Annotated in this window: 11 protein-coding genes; 5 read left to right on the forward strand and 6 right to left on the reverse strand. The window is 32.9% G+C overall.

The window, feature by feature from the left end; translation table 11 throughout:
* Nucleotides 1-182: 182 nt before the first annotated feature.
* A complete protein-coding gene (locus Q4500_RS02980) occupies nucleotides 183-4,139 on the reverse strand; it encodes a non-ribosomal peptide synthetase (protein WP_303598267.1) in 3,957 nt (1,318 codons plus the stop codon).
* A gap of 501 nt (nucleotides 4,140-4,640) precedes the next feature.
* Nucleotides 4,641-4,892, reverse strand: coding sequence for a hypothetical protein (locus Q4500_RS02985; protein ID WP_303598268.1), 252 nt, complete (start codon nucleotides 4,890-4,892; stop codon nucleotides 4,641-4,643).
* Nucleotides 4,893-5,775: 883 nt separating this feature from the next.
* Here Q4500_RS02985 and gmd point away from each other — a divergent pair.
* The 3 genes from gmd (at nucleotide 5,776) to Q4500_RS03000 (ending at nucleotide 9,496) form a co-directional block, all read left to right on the forward strand.
* Nucleotides 5,776-6,888, forward strand: a complete 1,113-nt coding sequence (gene gmd, locus Q4500_RS02990; protein ID WP_303598269.1) for a GDP-mannose 4,6-dehydratase — start codon at nucleotides 5,776-5,778, stop codon at nucleotides 6,886-6,888.
* 47 nt (nucleotides 6,889-6,935) lie between these two features.
* Nucleotides 6,936-8,027 (forward strand): GDP-L-fucose synthase, encoded by a 1,092-nt coding sequence (locus Q4500_RS02995; protein ID WP_303598270.1) that lies wholly within the window; start codon nucleotides 6,936-6,938, stop codon nucleotides 8,025-8,027.
* A 122-nt stretch (nucleotides 8,028-8,149) separates the two neighbouring features.
* The gene (locus tag Q4500_RS03000) at nucleotides 8,150-9,496 is read left to right on the forward strand and encodes an undecaprenyl-phosphate glucose phosphotransferase (protein WP_303598271.1); all 1,347 of its coding nucleotides are present in this window, start codon (nucleotides 8,150-8,152) and stop codon (nucleotides 9,494-9,496) included.
* On the opposite strand, the gene Q4500_RS03005 is transcribed toward Q4500_RS03000, so the two are convergent.
* Nucleotides 9,497-10,366, reverse strand: coding sequence for a DUF808 domain-containing protein (locus Q4500_RS03005; RefSeq protein WP_303598272.1), 870 nt, complete (start codon nucleotides 10,364-10,366; stop codon nucleotides 9,497-9,499).
* A gap of 138 nt (nucleotides 10,367-10,504) precedes the next feature.
* Between Q4500_RS03005 and Q4500_RS03010 the strand changes: the two genes are divergently transcribed.
* Together Q4500_RS03010 and Q4500_RS03015 are read left to right on the forward strand one after the other, a co-directional pair.
* Complete coding sequence (locus Q4500_RS03010) at nucleotides 10,505-11,059, forward strand: Gfo/Idh/MocA family protein (RefSeq protein WP_303598273.1); 555 nt, start codon at nucleotides 10,505-10,507, stop codon at nucleotides 11,057-11,059.
* Complete coding sequence (locus Q4500_RS03015; RefSeq protein ID WP_303598274.1) at nucleotides 11,011-11,442, forward strand: hypothetical protein; 432 nt, start codon at nucleotides 11,011-11,013, stop codon at nucleotides 11,440-11,442. Before Q4500_RS03010 ends, Q4500_RS03015 begins: the two co-directional genes overlap by 49 nt.
* A gap of 64 nt (nucleotides 11,443-11,506) precedes the next feature.
* Here Q4500_RS03015 and Q4500_RS03020 read toward each other — a convergent pair whose 3' ends face one another.
* The 3 genes from Q4500_RS03020 to Q4500_RS03030 all read right to left on the reverse strand — a co-directional run bounded on the left by Q4500_RS03020 (nucleotide 11,507) and on the right by Q4500_RS03030 (nucleotide 17,278).
* Nucleotides 11,507-13,858, reverse strand: a complete 2,352-nt coding sequence (locus Q4500_RS03020) for a polysaccharide biosynthesis tyrosine autokinase (protein WP_303598275.1) — start codon at nucleotides 13,856-13,858, stop codon at nucleotides 11,507-11,509.
* 167 nt (nucleotides 13,859-14,025) lie between these two features.
* Nucleotides 14,026-15,378, reverse strand: coding sequence for an exopolysaccharide biosynthesis polyprenyl glycosylphosphotransferase (locus Q4500_RS03025; protein ID WP_303598276.1), 1,353 nt, complete (start codon nucleotides 15,376-15,378; stop codon nucleotides 14,026-14,028).
* Nucleotides 15,379-15,538: 160 nt separating this feature from the next.
* Nucleotides 15,539-17,278: a hypothetical protein gene (locus Q4500_RS03030; RefSeq protein ID WP_303598277.1), complete on the reverse strand. Its 1,740-nt coding sequence runs from the start codon at nucleotides 17,276-17,278 to the stop codon at nucleotides 15,539-15,541.
* Nucleotides 17,279-17,801: the final 523 nt, after the last annotated feature.

The raw sequence follows: 17,801 nt of genomic DNA on the forward strand, positions 1-17,801 counted from the left end.
TTTTATACGGTTACTTCATTTATTTTATGACTAGAAAATTTCATCGACAAATAAATGACGTTCTTCGAAACTCAAATAGGTTTTAAAAATGTTGGAATAATTCTATGGATTATGTACAGATATCTTCGGTCAATGGTTTTGCGAAAAGCATCATTACATCTATAATTTACTACCTTATAACCTTAACCATTTTTATCAAGAACCTTTTGCAATGATGTAGCTAAAACCTTATCATTAGGCGGGCTAAACATACTAAGGTGATCCCCTGGTACATAATGTAGCTCAATTCCGTTTTCCGCAAATGATTTCCAGCCAAGATTTACACTATCGTGCGTGTAATCAATAACATCTTCGATTCTAAATAAGTCGACCTTTATAGGCAATGGTTTTAAATGATAGCTATCAACAACTTTATTGTGCTCAATAATTCGGCTTTCATACTCCCAATCATAATCCGTTTTAGCTACTCTAGTTTTATCTTTCTTTAATCTTAAATACAATTTCTTCAAGTTAGCTTTAGTGACTCCAATTCTATATTTAAACCCTTCTACACTTGATAATTGCTTTAAAACATGCAGGGTCTTATTCGCTAAATAATTACCATAAGCTATCTTCTTACCTAAACTTGTACTTTTACCATAATGGGCATATGCATAGGTATCTAACAATACCAAAGCAGAAATTTCTTTCCCTTTTGCCATTAATTGTTTTGCCATTTCATAGGCGATAATACCCCCAGAGGAATAACCCGCTAATTTATAAGGTCCTTTTGGTTGTGTTGCTAAAAGAGCTTCATTATAATGTGATGCTATTTCTTCTACAGAAGTCAATAATTCTTCTTTACCATCTAAACCTTTAGCCTGAAAAGCATAAATAGGCTGATCAGGATTCATATTATGCTTTAAGGTTTTAAAAGAAAGTATATTTAACCCTGCACCATGAACTATAAATAGTGGTGTTTTAAATCCGTTTTTTTGAATGGGCACCATTGAATCCCAGGTTACGGTATTCTCCTCAATTTTTAATAAACTAGCCAGACTTTTAACCGTAGAATATTCGAATAAAGAAGACAATGGTAATCGTTGACCAGATTTTTCTTCTAGCCTAGTCATTACTTTAGCAGCAATTAACGAATGCCCACCTAATTCAAAGAAATCATCGTTTAAATTAATAGTATCTAAAAACAAACACTCTTTCCAAACCTCTGATACCAATTTTTCAGCCTTGGTAAAAGGCTGAACACGCTCCTCTTTAGTAATGATGATATGCGTATTATCTGGTAGACTTTTTCTATCTAGTTTACCGTTGATAGTTACGGGCAGTTTATCCAATTTAATATAATCATGAGGCAACATAAATACGGGTAACTCCGCTGCTAATTGCTTTTTCCAAAGCGTAACATCAGTATTCCAATCGCTGCCCCCATAAACCACATAAGCTTTTAACGCATTATTTCTAACATCGGTAGCAGCTGATTGAATCCCTTTCAGTTTATTTAAAGAATGTTCAATTTCGCCAAGTTCAATTCTATGTCCGCGGACTTTTACTTGACCATCTTTACGACCCAAACATTCAATCTGACCATTAGGCAAAAGTTTACCTAAATCCCCCGATAAATACATTTTAGTGCTCGTTTCCGCTTGAAAAGTATTGTCTACGAAGCGCTCATTGGTGAGCTCCTCTTGTCCTAAATATCCATTGGTAACTCCGTCGCCACCAATTACAATTTCTCCGACTTCCCCGGTTCTCACAGGTTTACCGTTAGCATCTAATATATAAATATCAGTATTTGCTATAGGCTTCCCAATAGTAATCGGATCATCTTGATCTGTAATTTTTGTGAGTATGCAGCAAACAGTCGTTTCCGTCGGACCATAAATATTCCATACTTCATCAACCTTTTCTAGCAACTTTAATGAAAGTGCTTTAGAAACCGGTTCGCCACCAATAAGTGCTTTAATATGCAATGGTTTTTTCCAACCAGAGTCTAATAAAATTTGCCATATTGTTGGTGTTCCCCAAATAACGGTAATGTTATCTTCAATTGCTTTTTGCAATAAAAGGTGTCCGTCTTTTCGTGTTTCTTCATCGACCAATACCACACTGGCACCATGAACCAATGGCAAGAAAATCTCCATCACCATAGCATCAAAAGAGATGGTTGTGGTTGCAAATATTTTATCGTTCGATGTAATACCAGGCTCATTGCCCATTGAAAACAAAAGGTTTACAACATTATTATGAGTTACCTGAACTCCCTTTGGCTTTCCTGTAGATCCAGAAGTATATATAATGTAAGCTCCTGCATCAGAAGCTACATTTACATCAATTATAGTTTTACTAGTTTCATTTGCTTTGATACGTAACTCTTCAATGAAAATCGTTTTGACACCATGCTCAAGTGCTTGTTTTGATTTGTCACAAATAAAGAAGGTTGATTTAGCATCTGAAATCATCAATAAGGTACGATTATCAGGGTAGCCGGTATCTATCGGTACATATCTAGCTCCGCATTGAAGTATGGCAAATAAAGTTGCAATTAACTCAGGTGACCTTTCTAATGAAATAGCAACTGTATCTCCTGGTCTTATCCCTTTTTCCCACAAGTAAACAGCGGTACTATTAATTTTTCTTTGCAACTCTGCATAGGTAACTTTTTCGTTTTTAAATTCTAATGCAATTGCTGTTGGCGTACTTGTCGCCTGCTTATATACTAACTCATGAAGTGTTGTATTTGGGTATTCTAATGATACTCCCGTTACAATACTCTCTTCATTCGATCTGTTTAGTATTTCAGATAGTTTCGCATTAGGCTGTTCGATCAATGTATTTAAAATCGCATTGAAAGATTCGCCCATAGCATTTATGGTACTTTCTTTAAACAAGTTGGTGTTATATGACCATTCTAAAACTATATTGTCTTTTGATCCAGTAGCATTCAAGAATAATTCGAAAGTCTCATATTCTCGTTCGTTACTATGATATTGATACGAAAGGCCTTCAAAAGTAACACCATCGTCCAAATCCATATCCACATTAAAAACGACTGGCACCAATGGTACTCTACCAAGAGTTCTAGGAATATTAAGTTTCTTCAATAAACTACCAAATGATAATTCTTGATTCTCGAAAGCATCAAAATTGGCAGATTTTCTTTTCTTTAAATAGTCTATAAAACTGTCGTCAATGTCTAGATTACTTTTCATCGGTAACAACTTCACACAATGCCCTACAAGATGCTTTGCACCCATTGATGATTGCCCGGCAACAGGCAACCCAAGCACAATACCTTCTTGCTGGGTAATCTTATATAGTAATATTTCAAAAGCGGCCATTAAGGTCAGCACCAAACTAGAGTTACCCTTAATACCCGTTTCTTTAATACCCTTTACTACACGTTTATCTAATAATTGATTAATACGTGCACCGTTATAGGTTCTCTTGGATATTTGTTTAAAATCTGTCGGAAGGTTTGTTATCGGAATATCGTTTTGAAATACATTCAACCAATATTGTTCGGTTTGATTGAATTCCGGACTTACTTTTATTTCATTTTGATGCGCCACATACTCAGTATACGGTACAGCATCAGGAAGATTATGAGATACATTTTTGACCTTTGCAGAATACAAGGCTCCCAATTCTTGCATGATAATACCTAAAGACCAACCATCACAAACAATATGATGCGTGGTGATTATAAACTGAAATTTATCCGGTTCAGTTCTAAGAACGGCGAATCGAATTAATGGTTCTTTGGTTAGATCAAACGCTTTACCAGTATCGGTCTTGGTATAGTCTTTTATGGCAGCTTCCTTCTCTTGAGCAGACAGACCTGCATAGTCTTGTAAATCTAAGTTTGCGATGATGGAAGCAAAAACATTAATAAATTTTCCATCGGGACTAAATACAGAACGTAAAGATTCATGTCGACTGATAAGCATGTCAACAGACCATTGTAAGGCGGTAATATCCAAATTACCTTCAAATTCAATGGTTAATGAGAGATTATAGGCCTTATTTGCATCGTCACCACCAAAATAACAAGAATACCAAATCTCTTCTTGCGCATCTGTAGTGTGCAAAATATGTTTTATCTCTGGACCTTCAAAAGGGTTAAAATGTGTCAGTACTTCCAAGATTGTTTAATAATATAGGTTAATGCAATTCAAAATTTCGGGAAACCAACAGTCACAAAGATCTTATAATTTAAAGTTTCTTTAGTCCTTTTAATCAGGTATTTACTACTTCATTAAAAATAAACAAAAGATCTAGAATTAATTAAACTAACATCATTATGGCAGTGATTAAAATTTACAATGATCACATTGTGCGATAAATATATTATTAATCTATAGAATAGAAATTTAGTTTCGCTGATGTGTAGTGAATACTAGATGTGCGTTTACATCTGAAGAAAAAGCCGAAATATTATAGAAGTATTTGAGCTTACATACGGGTAACAATTCACTAAAAGTTGAGAACTATACAAGCCATAATATTTAGTTTTAAAACACAAAAAATGTAGTATTGAATTACTTCTAATTCAATACTACACTTTATATTAAATACCAATTGAGCACTATTTGTTTAAAATAGAAAACACGTTCATAAAGAAAATATTCTCATCATCTAAACGCCTAAACTTTTAACAACCTTTCAGTCATAATTTTGGCGTATAAAATTTGATTTTGCTCAATGGAGTTGAATGCATTTTTAACTTTTGCATTCTTTGATTTTTCACGAACCAAAACATTATCGGTCTCGTTACTCTTTGCACTTTTCTTTAGCCTAAAATAAGGTTTAAGGTGCATGTAGCAATCTTCAAGAGAAACTAACTTTTTCTTCTGATAAGAAGATGCTAGTTTCCCGTTTAAAATGTTAGATATCATCGTATGGTGGTTTAAGTTGATAAAATAACGGGGAAAAACAATAAAAATTTTAAATCAAAATTTAAGTCCTATTTCTAATACACAAGAGATGTCTGTTAAACTTTGATGAAATAAACATAAGCTAAATATTAATAACCACACTGCTTTTGTATGAATTTTACTAAAATTTAACATAATTTATTGCAATTTGATAACCGTGAAATGGTCATTTAGGTATCTCTAGGTCAATTAAGTAAAGGCTAAGGTTATTGCATATTCCACTACATATATAGCAGTTTAAATTTAATTATTAGGAATGTAAATTAACTAAGCACATAGTTACAAAGTAAAATTTGACAATTACCACGAAGTCAAGTAGGGCAAAGGCTACAATACGATTACATCTCACTTATCAATAATTTAATACTATAACCTATAAAGTATCCTTTATATTAAATATATCAACAATTAATTAAATGAGACATTAACAAAGAAACTCTACATTTATCCAGATATTATTACTATTACAGCACATTACTATTATGTAAATAGCACAAAAACACAGTTTAACGATTATATCATTAATTGGTCTAAGGTTTGTTTGCATTGATCTATAATACACAAATAATGTCCTAAATTTGCTTCACAACCATTAACCATAGTTAAAAGATTAAGAATTTTCACACCTAATCTTAGTGACTTCCGATACTTTAATTATTGTTATCACGTTAATGGTAAAAATTGAGCTTTTGCCTTCAACAATCTAGTTATACTAATTAAGAAACAATCGTTTAATTTTCGTAACGTATTACGCTATTATTTAGATTATAGCCTAAAACTATAATACTAAGAATAGTTGAAATTTAAATTAAAAAAAACATTTATAAATCCATTTTACAAGAGTATGAAAGTAGCATTAATTACCGGAGTCACAGGTCAAGACGGCGCCTATTTGAGTGAGTTTTTATTAAAAAAAGGGTATCAAGTACACGGTCTTAAAAGAAGAGCGTCAATGTTCAATACAGACAGAATTGATCATCTTTATCAAGACCCACATATTGAGAATAGAAATTTTGTACTTCACTACGGTGATATGACAGATAGTACTAATCTTATTAGATTAATACAAGAAATTCAACCAGATGAGATTTATAACCTAGCGGCAATGAGCCACGTACAAGTATCATTTGAAGTTCCAGAATATACAGGTAATGCTGATGGTTTAGGTACTTTAAGAATTCTAGATGCTGTTCGTTTATTAGGTTTAACTGAAAAAACACGTATTTACCAGGCATCTACTTCAGAGTTGTACGGTAAAGTACAAGAAGTTCCACAATCTGAAACTACTCCTTTTTACCCACGTAGCCCGTATGCTGTTGCAAAAATGTACGCATATTGGATTACAGTAAACTATAGAGAAGCGTATAACATGTTTGCATGTAACGGTATTCTTTTTAACCACGAGTCCCCTATTAGAGGAGAAACTTTTGTTACTAGAAAAATTACCAGAGCAGCTGCAAGAATTGGTTTAGGCTTACAAGACAAAATTTATTTAGGTAATCTAGATGCGCAACGAGATTGGGGTCATGCCAAAGATTATGTTCGCATGATGTGGATGATTCTTCAAGCTGATGAAGCAGAAGATTGGGTAATTGCAACTGGTAAAACTACTCCTGTACGTGAATTCGTAAGAATGGCGTTCGCTGAAATGGGCATTGAATTAGAATTCAAAGGTGAAGGTGTAGATGAAAAAGGATATGTAAAATCATGTTCAAATCCTGATATTCAAGTAGAAATAGGAAAAGAAATTCTTGCTGTTGACCCTAAATACTTTAGACCAACAGAAGTTGAATTATTAATTGGTGATGCTACAAAAGCAAATACTAAATTAGGATGGATTCCTGAATATGACTTACAGGGGTTAGTAAAAGACATGATGACAAATGATCTTAAATTGATGCAAAAAGATCAGTACTTAAAAGATGGTGGCTACGTAACTTTCAATTATTTTGAGTAAGATTTCAAAAACATTTATACATCTAATTAGTAGATAAATTATACCAAATGTTAAATAAAGAAGCTAAAATATATATCGCAGGTCACCGAGGTCTTGTTGGCAGTGCAATCGTTAAAAATCTTGAAAGCAAGGGTTACTCAAATCTAATTTTTAAAACACATAAAGAATTAGACTTGACCAACCCAACAAAAGTTGCTGAGTTTTTTGAAACTGAGAAACCAGCATATGTTATCCTTGCTGCTGCGAAAGTTGGTGGTATTGTGGCAAACAATACCTACAGGGCAGATTTCATTTATGAGAATCTAATGATTCAGAATAATGTAATTCACCAAAGTTATCTTCATGGCGTAAAGAAATTACTCTTTTTAGGGAGTACTTGTATTTATCCTAAAAATTGTCCGCAACCTATGAAGGAGGACTATTTATTGACAGATACGCTAGAATACACGAACGAACCATATGCTATTGCTAAAATAGCAGGTATTAAAATGTGTGAGAGTTACAATCTGCAGTATGGCACAAACTTTATATCTGTGATGCCAACAAATTTATACGGACCTAATGACAATTTCGATTTAGAAAAATCGCATGTATTACCTGCATTAATTAGAAAAATGCACTTAGGTAAAGCATTAGAGAATAACAATTGGGACGTTATCGCTTCAGATTTAAATGCTTTACCTATTGAAGGCGTTACTGGAAGTTCATCTAAAGAAGAAATTATTTCCGCATTAGATAAGTACGGTATTAAGATGAAAGACAATACTGTTCACTTAGAAATATGGGGTACAGGAAACCCGATGAGAGAATTTCTTTGGAGCGAAGACATGGCAGATGCCTGTGTTTTCTTAATGGAGCAACGCGATTTTAAAGATTGTTACGCACAAGACAACAAAGAGGTTAGAAATACGCACATTAATATAGGCACCGGTATTGATATTTCAATTAAAGATTTGGCTTTGCTAATTCAGCAAACTATAGATTTTAAAGGCGAATTATATTTCAATACTGAAAAGCCAGACGGAACAATGAAAAAGTTAACAGACCCAAGCAAATTACATGACCTTGGCTGGAAACATACCATTTCATTAGAACAAGGTGTACAGCAAGTATATTCTTGGTATACCAAAAAGAATTAGCCATTCTTTAAAATTTCAGATTTCTATCAACCCCAAAAATTACAACTAGCCAATAGTTGCAAACTATTGGCTAATGTAATAACCTATCATTAGCTGTTTTACCAACCATTTCAAAAGCTAAAATGAAGAAATCGCTTTTTATTATACCAATCTCGCTGATAGTCCATATTTTGATTATCAACCTTACCTTATATGTATATACTCCTGAAACATACTTAAATGTATTCAGCATAGTATACTATAATATCGCGTGGCTAATAACTACCTATAGCTTAAATTTTTATCCTACTGCAAGACGAGATGGCTTTATGACCAATTTAAAAAGTTTTATAAAACTTTTTCTCATTTACGGTTTAGTTTACTTTACGTCCTTTGTTTTCTTCGGGTTAAATTCTTATTCGACCCCTTACTTATTTCTTGCATATCTTCAAATTTGCGCCTTGCTTACCCTATTTAGAGTGTTATTCTATTTGGCTCGAAATTTATATCGAAAAAGAGGATACAATACTACCAGAGTAGTGGTCATTGGCAGAGATAGAAATTTACCAAAGCTAAAACGCATTTTTGATAATCCACAATATGGGTATTCCTATATGGGTTATTTTGACAATTCTACAGTTGAGAGTGAATCTTGCTTAGGGGATATTGAAAGCTCTTTCAATTATATTTTTGAAAATAATGTTGAAGAAGTGTACTGCATGGCTTCTAAACTATCTAAAGCCGAGATACAGTATGTAATGAAAATTGCCGATAATAGTCTTAAACGAATAAAGATTATTCCAGATAATAAAGAATTATTCTCTAGCGCTATGTCAATAGAGTTATATGGCGCTGTTCCTATTTTAAACTTAAGAGCATCACCGTTAGATTTAGATTATTCCAACATGATCAAACGTATTTTTGATATTCTAATATCAAGCTTTGCTATAGTGTTTGTGTTGTCATGGTTAACGCCGCTTGTTTATATATTAATGAAAATTGATTCTAAAGGCCCGTTGTTTTTCAAACAGCAACGCCACGGAGTCAATAGAGATGTATTTTGGTGCTACAAATTTAGATCCATGGCCAAGAGTACTACTAGCGATACTCAAATGGCTACTAAAAATGATGTCAGAGTCACTAAATTAGGTAGAATTTTAAGAAAGACCAGCATAGACGAACTACCTCAATTTTTCAACGTATTAATGGGCGACATGAGTGTTGTTGGCCCTAGACCACATATGGTGGTACATACTCAAGAGTATGAAAACTCAGTAGATAGATATTTGGTAAGGCACTTTATTAAACCAGGCATTACAGGCTTAGCTCAAATTCAAGGCTGTAGAGGAGAAATCCTTGATAGATCTGATATTGTTAATAGAGTACGGTATGATATTTTTTACATGGAAAAATGGTCGCTTGCCTTAGATGCCAAAATTGTATTCTTAACAATTTACAATGCTATTAAAGGCGAAGCGAAGGCGTACTAATTACTTCTTTTTAAATAGCATTTTAACACCATTGAACAGTAAAAGTGCTATGAACCCTACTACAAGTCCTACTACAAATTCTACCAACATAGCTGGAACGTTAGGAAGAAAGTGATGAAAGAAGTCAATATTATGGACAAATATTCCGCCGGAAACTAACAATAGCGCTATTGTACCAATAACTGATAATGCCTTAATTACTTTAGGTAGCGCGTTAACGAAGAATCGACCTATTTTATCAGAGATACTATTTTCTTCTTCGTTCAGGTTAATTAATCGCATACCAAACTCATCCATACGTACAATTAGGGCGACAATACCATAAACCCCAACCGTCGCTATTAACGCCACAACTGAAACCACTGCAATTTGGGTCACTAAAGGCTCTTTTATAACAGCTCCTAAAGCAATGATGACTATTTCAATGGATAGTATAAAATCGGTAACTATAGCAGATTTCACTTTGGTTTTTTCTAATTCTAGAATCTCTTCCTTAGTCATCGGCTTCGCTTCAGCAGCTATATGTGCATGCTCATGAGGAACAAAGAACTCGTGAATTTTTTCGGCACCTTCAAAGGCAAGGTAAATGCCACCAAGTACCAGAACTACGGTTACTGCCCATGGTAAAAAAGCACTTAATAAAAAGGCAATAGGCAGAATGATGATTTTGTTCAACAAAGACCCTTTGGTAATAGCCCATAATACCGGTAATTCTCTTTGAGAGACAAACCCTGAAGCTTTTTCTGCATTCACAGCTAAATCGTCACCTAATATACCAGCCGTCTTCTTAGTGGCTATTTTACTCATTGCCGCTACATCATCTAAAAGTGCTGCTACATCATCTAAAATTGCAAAAAAACCTGAAGCCATGTATTTCTAATTTTGATCAAAAATAATTTAACCATTTCATTTATAGGAATTCTATCCGTAAAAAAAATGAATCGACGCTATTTTGTAATTTCAAAAAGATAAAGAGCAGATAGATTTTAGAAACTTTAAGGACAAAAGATGGAAGAGATTAATTGGGGAATAATTGGTTGTGGAGATGTAGCCGAAGTAAAGAGCGGACCCGCTTTTCAAAGAGTGGCAAATTCTAATTTAGTATCCGTTATGCGTCGAAATGAAGAAAAAGCTAAAGATTTTGCAAAGCGGCATAATGTTCCACATTGGACTTCTAATGCCGATGATATTCTGGCCAATAAGAAAATCAATGCGGTATATATTGCCACACCTCCATCTTCGCATTTAAAATATGCATTACAAGCATTGAAAGCTGACAAACATGTATACTTAGAGAAACCAATGGCTTTAAACGCTGATGAATCCAAACAAATATGTGATGCACTTAAAAACAGTACCAGTAAGCTTACCATGGCGCACTATCGTCGTAAACTACCTGCTTTTTTAAAAGCAAAAGAACTATTGCATGAAAATAGTATTGGTGATATACTACATATTGATCTTCGAGTTTTACAATCTAAAAAGAAACTATTTGTAGCAGATATTAAAGACAATTGGAGAATACAACCAGAAATCTCTGGTGGAGGATATTTTACGATTTAGCACCACACCATATAGATTTAATGATTCATTTCTTTGGATCAATAGATAAAGTCCTCGGATTAACTAAATCGACAACTAGAAATGCAAACGTAGAAGAGATTGTTAATGGAATTATTTCATTTCAAAATGAAATTCAATTTCGTGATCTCTGGAATTTCAAAGTAGCAGAAATTAACCAAAAAGATCAGTGCATTATTTATTACACTGAAGGAATCATTGAGTTTTCCTTTTCTGGAAGCAAGGTTATTTTAAAAACCATCAAAGAAGAACAAATATTTTCATTCACTAACCCAAAGCACGTTCAAGAACCTATAATAAAGTCTTCAGTTGATTATTTTCTTGGCAAGGAAGAAATTCTTGCCAAGCTAAAGATGGGTTACTAGTTATGGATACTATAGATAAACTAAATAACAGAAAAAGCTTTGATTGAACTTGCGTAAATAAGTCTTACGAACCATAATCATAGCCATACCCGTAAGACGAATCTTTCAATTTAACATCATTTAAAACTAGACCTACATTTTTAAGCTTCTTAGATTTCACCATTTCTTCCACCAGACCAACAAAATTCTTTTTTGTCACTGAAGCTCTCAACAAGTATAAAGTCACATCTGCATATTTATTTATAATATAAGTATCAGCTACTTGAAGTACTGGAGCCGTATCAATAATAACATAATCAAAATCCTTTTTCAATTCGTCAAACATTTGTCTCATCTTCAAACTCTTTAATAACTGAGAAGGATTGGCCGGTATAGCTCCTGTGTACATAAATTTAAGATTACTATGCAAATCAGTATCTTTAATATAGTCCTGTACAATTAAACTGGTATCATTTAAGTAAGTACTCAATCCATTAAGATGATCAGCATTTTTCTGATAACGTTGTAATTGTGGATTTCGTAAATCGCCCCCTATTACAATTACTTTATTGCCTTCAGAAGCTAAAGTTATTCCCAGATTTACAGATGTAAACGTTTTACCCTCTCCTTTTAAAGATGAGGTGACAAAAATACATTTAGACGTTTCTTCTGAAAGTGTATTTTCAAGCATGTGTTGAACATTTGAAGCTAGTATGTTAAAAGATTCTGAGAGAACTGTACGTATATTAGGTTCAACAACTGCTGTTTGTTGAGGTAAAATATGAGGCAACTCGCTTAAAAGTGTTAAATCTTTTGCTTCCTTTTTTACATCCTCACTATTCTGTAATTTATCATTTAATAGTGAAATTGCGTTAATAATTAAAAATGGAAAAACCAATCCTAAGAATAAGCCCCCTAAAAGAATTAATTTGGGTCGAGGTGATATAGGTCCACCTAAAGAATAAGCCTCATCAACAATTTTAGCTTTAGGTGCACTTGCTGCCAACGATAGTGAGTTTTCTTCTCGTTTTTGCAATAAAAACAAATATAAAGCTTCTTTAATATTTTGTTGTCTTTCTATACCTCTATAGGCACGTTCCTGCGCGGGTACATCTGAGATTTGTGAAGCCAAAACACCAGATTGTCGATCAAGATTATTTTTCTTAATATTTAAACTTGACCGCATTCCAATTAAACTCGCCATCACATTGTCCCTAATCTGATCAATTTGATTGTTTAGACCAACCACAACAGGGTTTTGATTACTTGCGCTTTTTAGTAATCTATTCCTTTCCAATACAATAGAATTAAACTCTTCTATTAAACCACCTAAACCAGAATCTTCAATACCTATATTTGCTGGTAACAAACTAGTCTTATTGTTTCGTAAATGTTTTATTAAGGCATTTGTAAGTTCTAGTTCTGTACCAATGCGCTGTTGCTCATTTTTGTAATCACTTACATTCTGAACAATTAATTGAGATTCTGTTTCAATATTCGTCAATAAATTAGACTCCTTAAATTGTTCTTTACCCGTTTCCACAGAATCCAGTTCAGAGTTAATTATTGCCAAACGTTCATCAATAAAAAACGCAGTATTCCTAGCGATTAAATCTTTGTCTTCAATAGCTTCCTGATTATATTCAAAGATTAATTGATTTAAAACATTCTTAGCTTTTGTTGGAAATTCATTTGTAAGACCTAACTGAATCATTGTAGAATTTTTATTTACAAGACTCACATTTAAATTTGAGTTCAATGATGATGCAGTACCCTCTACTCCAGAAATCAAAACCAAAACACTCTTAAACTTACCATCATCATCGACACTAAAGTCCATATTTTCATTGGGCTCTACAAAGAATTTTATAAATTCAAGATCCACTATCTCACCAATCTTATTAGTAATAATAGTATCGCTATTTTCTATTTTTATCTCAACGTCTTTTTCGCCTATATAATTAATGGTAAATTTATTTACCTCCAATTTCATAGCCTTATTCAATAAATCAGAATCCAAAGAAGCAATTCGTATTATATAAGGACTGTTCATATAATACTCTTTTTTTAAAATGCCATTAGCTTCTTTATAATGCACGTTGAGGTCTAAAGCTCTAACAGTATTGTGCATTAACCTTTTAGAACGTAAAAGACCTAATTCATTTTCTATGCTACTAGTAGAAAGTCCACTTAACAAGGATAAATCAGAAAAAGCCGAACCTACCGAAGAACTTTTGCTTTTTTCATCATCTATTATAATAGTAGCCACAGCTTTATATGTAGATTTTGAAATGCTCAAATAGACCACACTTAAAAACAAACATACACCAACCCCAATAGCAAACCAAGGCCAATATCTCAAATAACGGTCTAAGATTGCTTTAAACTCAATACCTTCTGATTCTTCTGAATATAAGTCGTAATTCTCTTTACTCATTTAAAAATATAATTGATTTCTTATTTTAATAATATAAGCGAATCATAAACAAAAGATTCTCTAGTATAACTTATTCTTTCAATTATTTTTTGGATGCTAAAAAACAATATTACTATTTTAACTTAAAATAATCGAAAACCATCAAGTAATATTATGTTTCCAAAAAATTAATATGCTTTATCTTCTCCTTTAATAATATTATAAATCGTATAAAATAGTATGTGGATATCCATACCCAATGACCATTTCTCTACATAAAAGATATCTAAACGTGTTCGATTCTTAATATCTGATTTCTGTAAGATTTCACCCCTATATCCTTTTATTTGAGCTAAACCAGTTATCCCAGGTTTCACAAAATGACGTACTAAATATTTATCCACCGATTTCTCAAAGTCTGAGGTATGTACGACCATATGTGGCCTTGGACCTACGACACTCATATCACCTTTAAAAACATTAATAAATTGAGGTAATTCATCTAAACTGGTTTTGCGTATAAATTTTCCGATTTTAGTAACCCTCATATCTCCTTTTTTCGCCATAACCTTATCAGAATCTGTATTTACGGTCATGGATCGATACTTATAACACGAAAATGTTTTACGCTTATAACCATGCCTAGATTGTTTAAAATAAAAATCTCCCGGAGAATCAAGTTTGATAAGAATATATAATATAGGTGTAAGCCATGAAAGAACCAAAACAATAACCAAGCTAGAAAAAATGATATCGAAGGCCCGTTTAGTTATACGTGCATATTCTGTGTCTAAAGGTACATTACGCAAGTTAAGAACAGGAGTTGTATTGTAAGTTTCTACAGACATAGCCCTGTTAAAAACATCCATATCATTTAATATGACTTTGAATCGAATTAAGTTATTATCGGCAAAATCTACAAAATTCTTTAATTCGGCTTCGGTAAAATTAGAAGCAACACAATAGATAATATCAACATCGTAATTTAAGATATATGCAAAACTGTTCGTTATTGGCCCTAAATAAGTCGGGCTCTTTGATTCTTTATCTGAAAAGTAGCCCATGTAGTGATACCCAAAAGAAGGGTTGTCAAAAACTTTTCTGATTTTTTTTAAATTTCTATCCCTTCCTAATACAATAACCTTAACATTATTACCTCCGGTAACCCTATATTTCCCTCGTAACCAATAAAATACAACTCTATACCATAAAATACATAAGGTCAATATTCCAAAAACTAGATATTGATAACCCAAAACAGCTATGGTTTCTCCTTTAATTGAAAATAAAGCAAAATAAGAAAGAAAATAAACGAAAAGGACTTGAATTATTTTATGAAACCTAGTAAAAAATAATTCCTGTCTTTCCGTTGGGTAAAAGTTTAAGAAAAAGGTAATTAACAACCAACTTATATTATAATAGATAATATTATAAATATTCAAATATGTATCTGGTGTTAAAATAAATAACAGCCCATTTATAATGCACAAATGTATAATAATAGATATGGGTATGATAAAATCTGAATTACTATATTTCATTTATAAGGGAGAAAGTCTACAATTACTTCGTATTTGAAAAATGAATATTACACTTGGCAATATTCAGATAAAAAGACAACACTAACAATAAAAATCGACGAGGGGCGGTATTATTTGTCATGTTATTATTTATAGACCAAAATATACATAATCACTAACATTAGTTAATCTGTTCCCACGTGTAACCACTACTTTGTAATTGTGTTACACTTCCTGGAGGAAATTCAAAGCGCACTACCGAAGCTGAATCTGTATAACCTTTGCGATTTGTTAGTTGAACTCTAGTATCTTCCGTAGGGTTATTAAAATTTTTAGGACTTGTTTTAACTATATAAATTCTGCCAATACAGGTAGTAGGGTCAGGTAAAGTTACATAGGTAGACCAACGAATAATAGTTGTATGATGTTCTTCTGTTAAATTTCTAGGAAACCCAATTGGTGTTGAAAAAGAGCCTTGCAGACTTAAAGTAGTTTCATCATCTGAAAGTCCATCAACTGCAATATCATCAACAAATCCACCAACTCTAAATTGTCTATTTGTATTATCATAAAACAAGTTTTCATTATCTTCTGTAGGTTGTGTATCATCCCCTGCAAAAAAAACGGAACCTTGTGTACCTGTATGACCCCCTGAAGTTATCGCGTCAAGTTGTAATCTGGTGACAAAGTCCTCTGGCGCTGTACCATCCTCACCTTTTACTCGACCTTGAAATTCTGCAACTTGTATGCTAGAATCACCCGTATTTACTGTCAGTTTATCAGTGAGTGTTTTTTCTCCCGCTACTAATTGTGCCGTTGTAATATCTACATAATTCTCAAATTCTTCCGTCAAATCTGTTTGATCGACCAAATCTCCGGTTATTGTACCCCAACTAGAAGCACCACCCGAAGCATCTAATTGTGCCTTGGTTACAAAATCTTCAGGATCTGTGCCTTCCTCTCCTTTTACACGACCTAGAAATTCAGCAATTTGGGCATTTACATCACCTGTATTTATTGTCAGTTTATCGGTAAGTGTTTTCTCTCCAGCTACCGATTGCGACGTAGTAATGTCTACATAATTCTCAAACTCAGAAACTAAATCAGTTTGACCAACCAAATCTCCAGTTATTGCGCCCCAATTTGTAGCACCACCAGAAGCATCTAATTGTGCCTTGGTCACAAAATCTTCAGGCTCTGTACCTTCCTCTCCTTTTACACGACCTAAAAATTCAGCGATTTGCGCGTCTATATTACCTGTATTCACCGTTAATTTATTGGTAAGTGTTTTTTCTCCTGATACCGATTGTGCAGTACTAAGATTCACATAATTTTCAAATTCAGAAGCTAAATCAGTTTGGTTGACTAAATCTCCAGTTATTGCGCCCCAATTTGTAGCACCACCCGAAGCATCTAATTGTGCCTTGGTTACAAAATCTTCTGGAGCTAAACCTTCCTCTCCTTTAACGCGACCTAAAAACTCCGCAATTTGCGCATCTACATCACCTGTATTCACGGTTAATTTATCCATAAGTGTTTTTTCTCCAGCTATCGATTGGGAAGTACTAAGATTCACATAATTTTCAAATTCAGCTGCTAAATCAGTTTGATCTGTCAAAGAACCTGTTAACGAACCCCAAGATATACTACCAGGATTTTCACCCACACACATATTATTCCACTGCGCTCCATCATAATAAAAAATACAAGAGGCATCAGTATTATAAACCATTGCACCTTCTAATGGGTCTATTGCGAGCATTTCCCCTTCTGTCATTCTACTAATAACTATAACTTTGGAAGCACTCTCCAACTCTAACAAAGAAGTAGTATCGAGTGTTTCTGGGTTATCTCCAATTTTTATTTGGGCAGAAACCATATTGACAATAGATAATAGTAAAACTAAAAAAACTTTTTTCATAACAATCAAACAAAATGTTGCCAATGATTAACTAACAAACCTATTTATTAAAAGACAACCAGTAAAGCTATTTTTTAAAAAAACTTCAGCATATTTTCTTCGACATTATGCAAATAAAATCGTTATAGCAAAAACTTAACAATTATTAGTTTAAAATTAGTCATTGATATTTTTACATCTCAGACTAATAAATATTATTGCTCTAGTTTTAAACAAATTAAAAAAAGTAAGCAACGTCTTATAAACCAAATTTTCATAAGCATAAAAACTTTTAGAGAATTTACTTTTCATCGAATAATTTCGGAATATAAGATGTAAAAAGAATTGAATTTTAGAAAAACAGTATCTTGCCCAACCATATAAATAATACAATTTGAATAATCCGAATTATCTCAAAATAAAATGCATTTATAAAAAATACAAGAATTAATAATAGTGGCACTAATCAATAAAATGTAAATTTTTTAGATATTCTTGTTCTAAATTTAAATCCCCTATTTATTCCAATTTAAGGAATTCAAAA

Source organism: Maribacter sp. 1_MG-2023, from assembly GCF_030547005.1.
Classification (GTDB): domain Bacteria; phylum Bacteroidota; class Bacteroidia; order Flavobacteriales; family Flavobacteriaceae; genus Maribacter.

What these genes read in the sequence shown, in the direction of transcription:
- Q4500_RS03005 (WP_303598272.1), bottom strand. Translation starts at nt 10,366, where the DNA reads ATGGCTTCAGGTTTTTTTGCAATTTTAGATGATGTAGCAGCACTTTTA.
- gmd (WP_303598269.1), top strand. Translation starts at nt 5,776, where the DNA reads ATGAAAGTAGCATTAATTACCGGAGTCACAGGTCAAGACGGCGCCTAT.
- Q4500_RS03030 (WP_303598277.1), bottom strand. Translation starts at nt 17,278, where the DNA reads ATGAAAAAAGTTTTTTTAGTTTTACTATTATCTATTGTCAATATGGTT.
- Q4500_RS02985 (WP_303598268.1), bottom strand. Translation starts at nt 4,892, where the DNA reads ATGATATCTAACATTTTAAACGGGAAACTAGCATCTTCTTATCAGAAG.
- Q4500_RS03010 (WP_303598273.1), top strand. Translation starts at nt 10,505, where the DNA reads ATGGAAGAGATTAATTGGGGAATAATTGGTTGTGGAGATGTAGCCGAA.
- Q4500_RS02995 (WP_303598270.1), top strand. Translation starts at nt 6,936, where the DNA reads ATGTTAAATAAAGAAGCTAAAATATATATCGCAGGTCACCGAGGTCTT.
- Q4500_RS03000 (WP_303598271.1), top strand. Translation starts at nt 8,150, where the DNA reads ATGAAGAAATCGCTTTTTATTATACCAATCTCGCTGATAGTCCATATT.
- Q4500_RS03025 (WP_303598276.1), bottom strand. Translation starts at nt 15,378, where the DNA reads ATGAAATATAGTAATTCAGATTTTATCATACCCATATCTATTATTATA.
- Q4500_RS03020 (WP_303598275.1), bottom strand. Translation starts at nt 13,858, where the DNA reads ATGAGTAAAGAGAATTACGACTTATATTCAGAAGAATCAGAAGGTATT.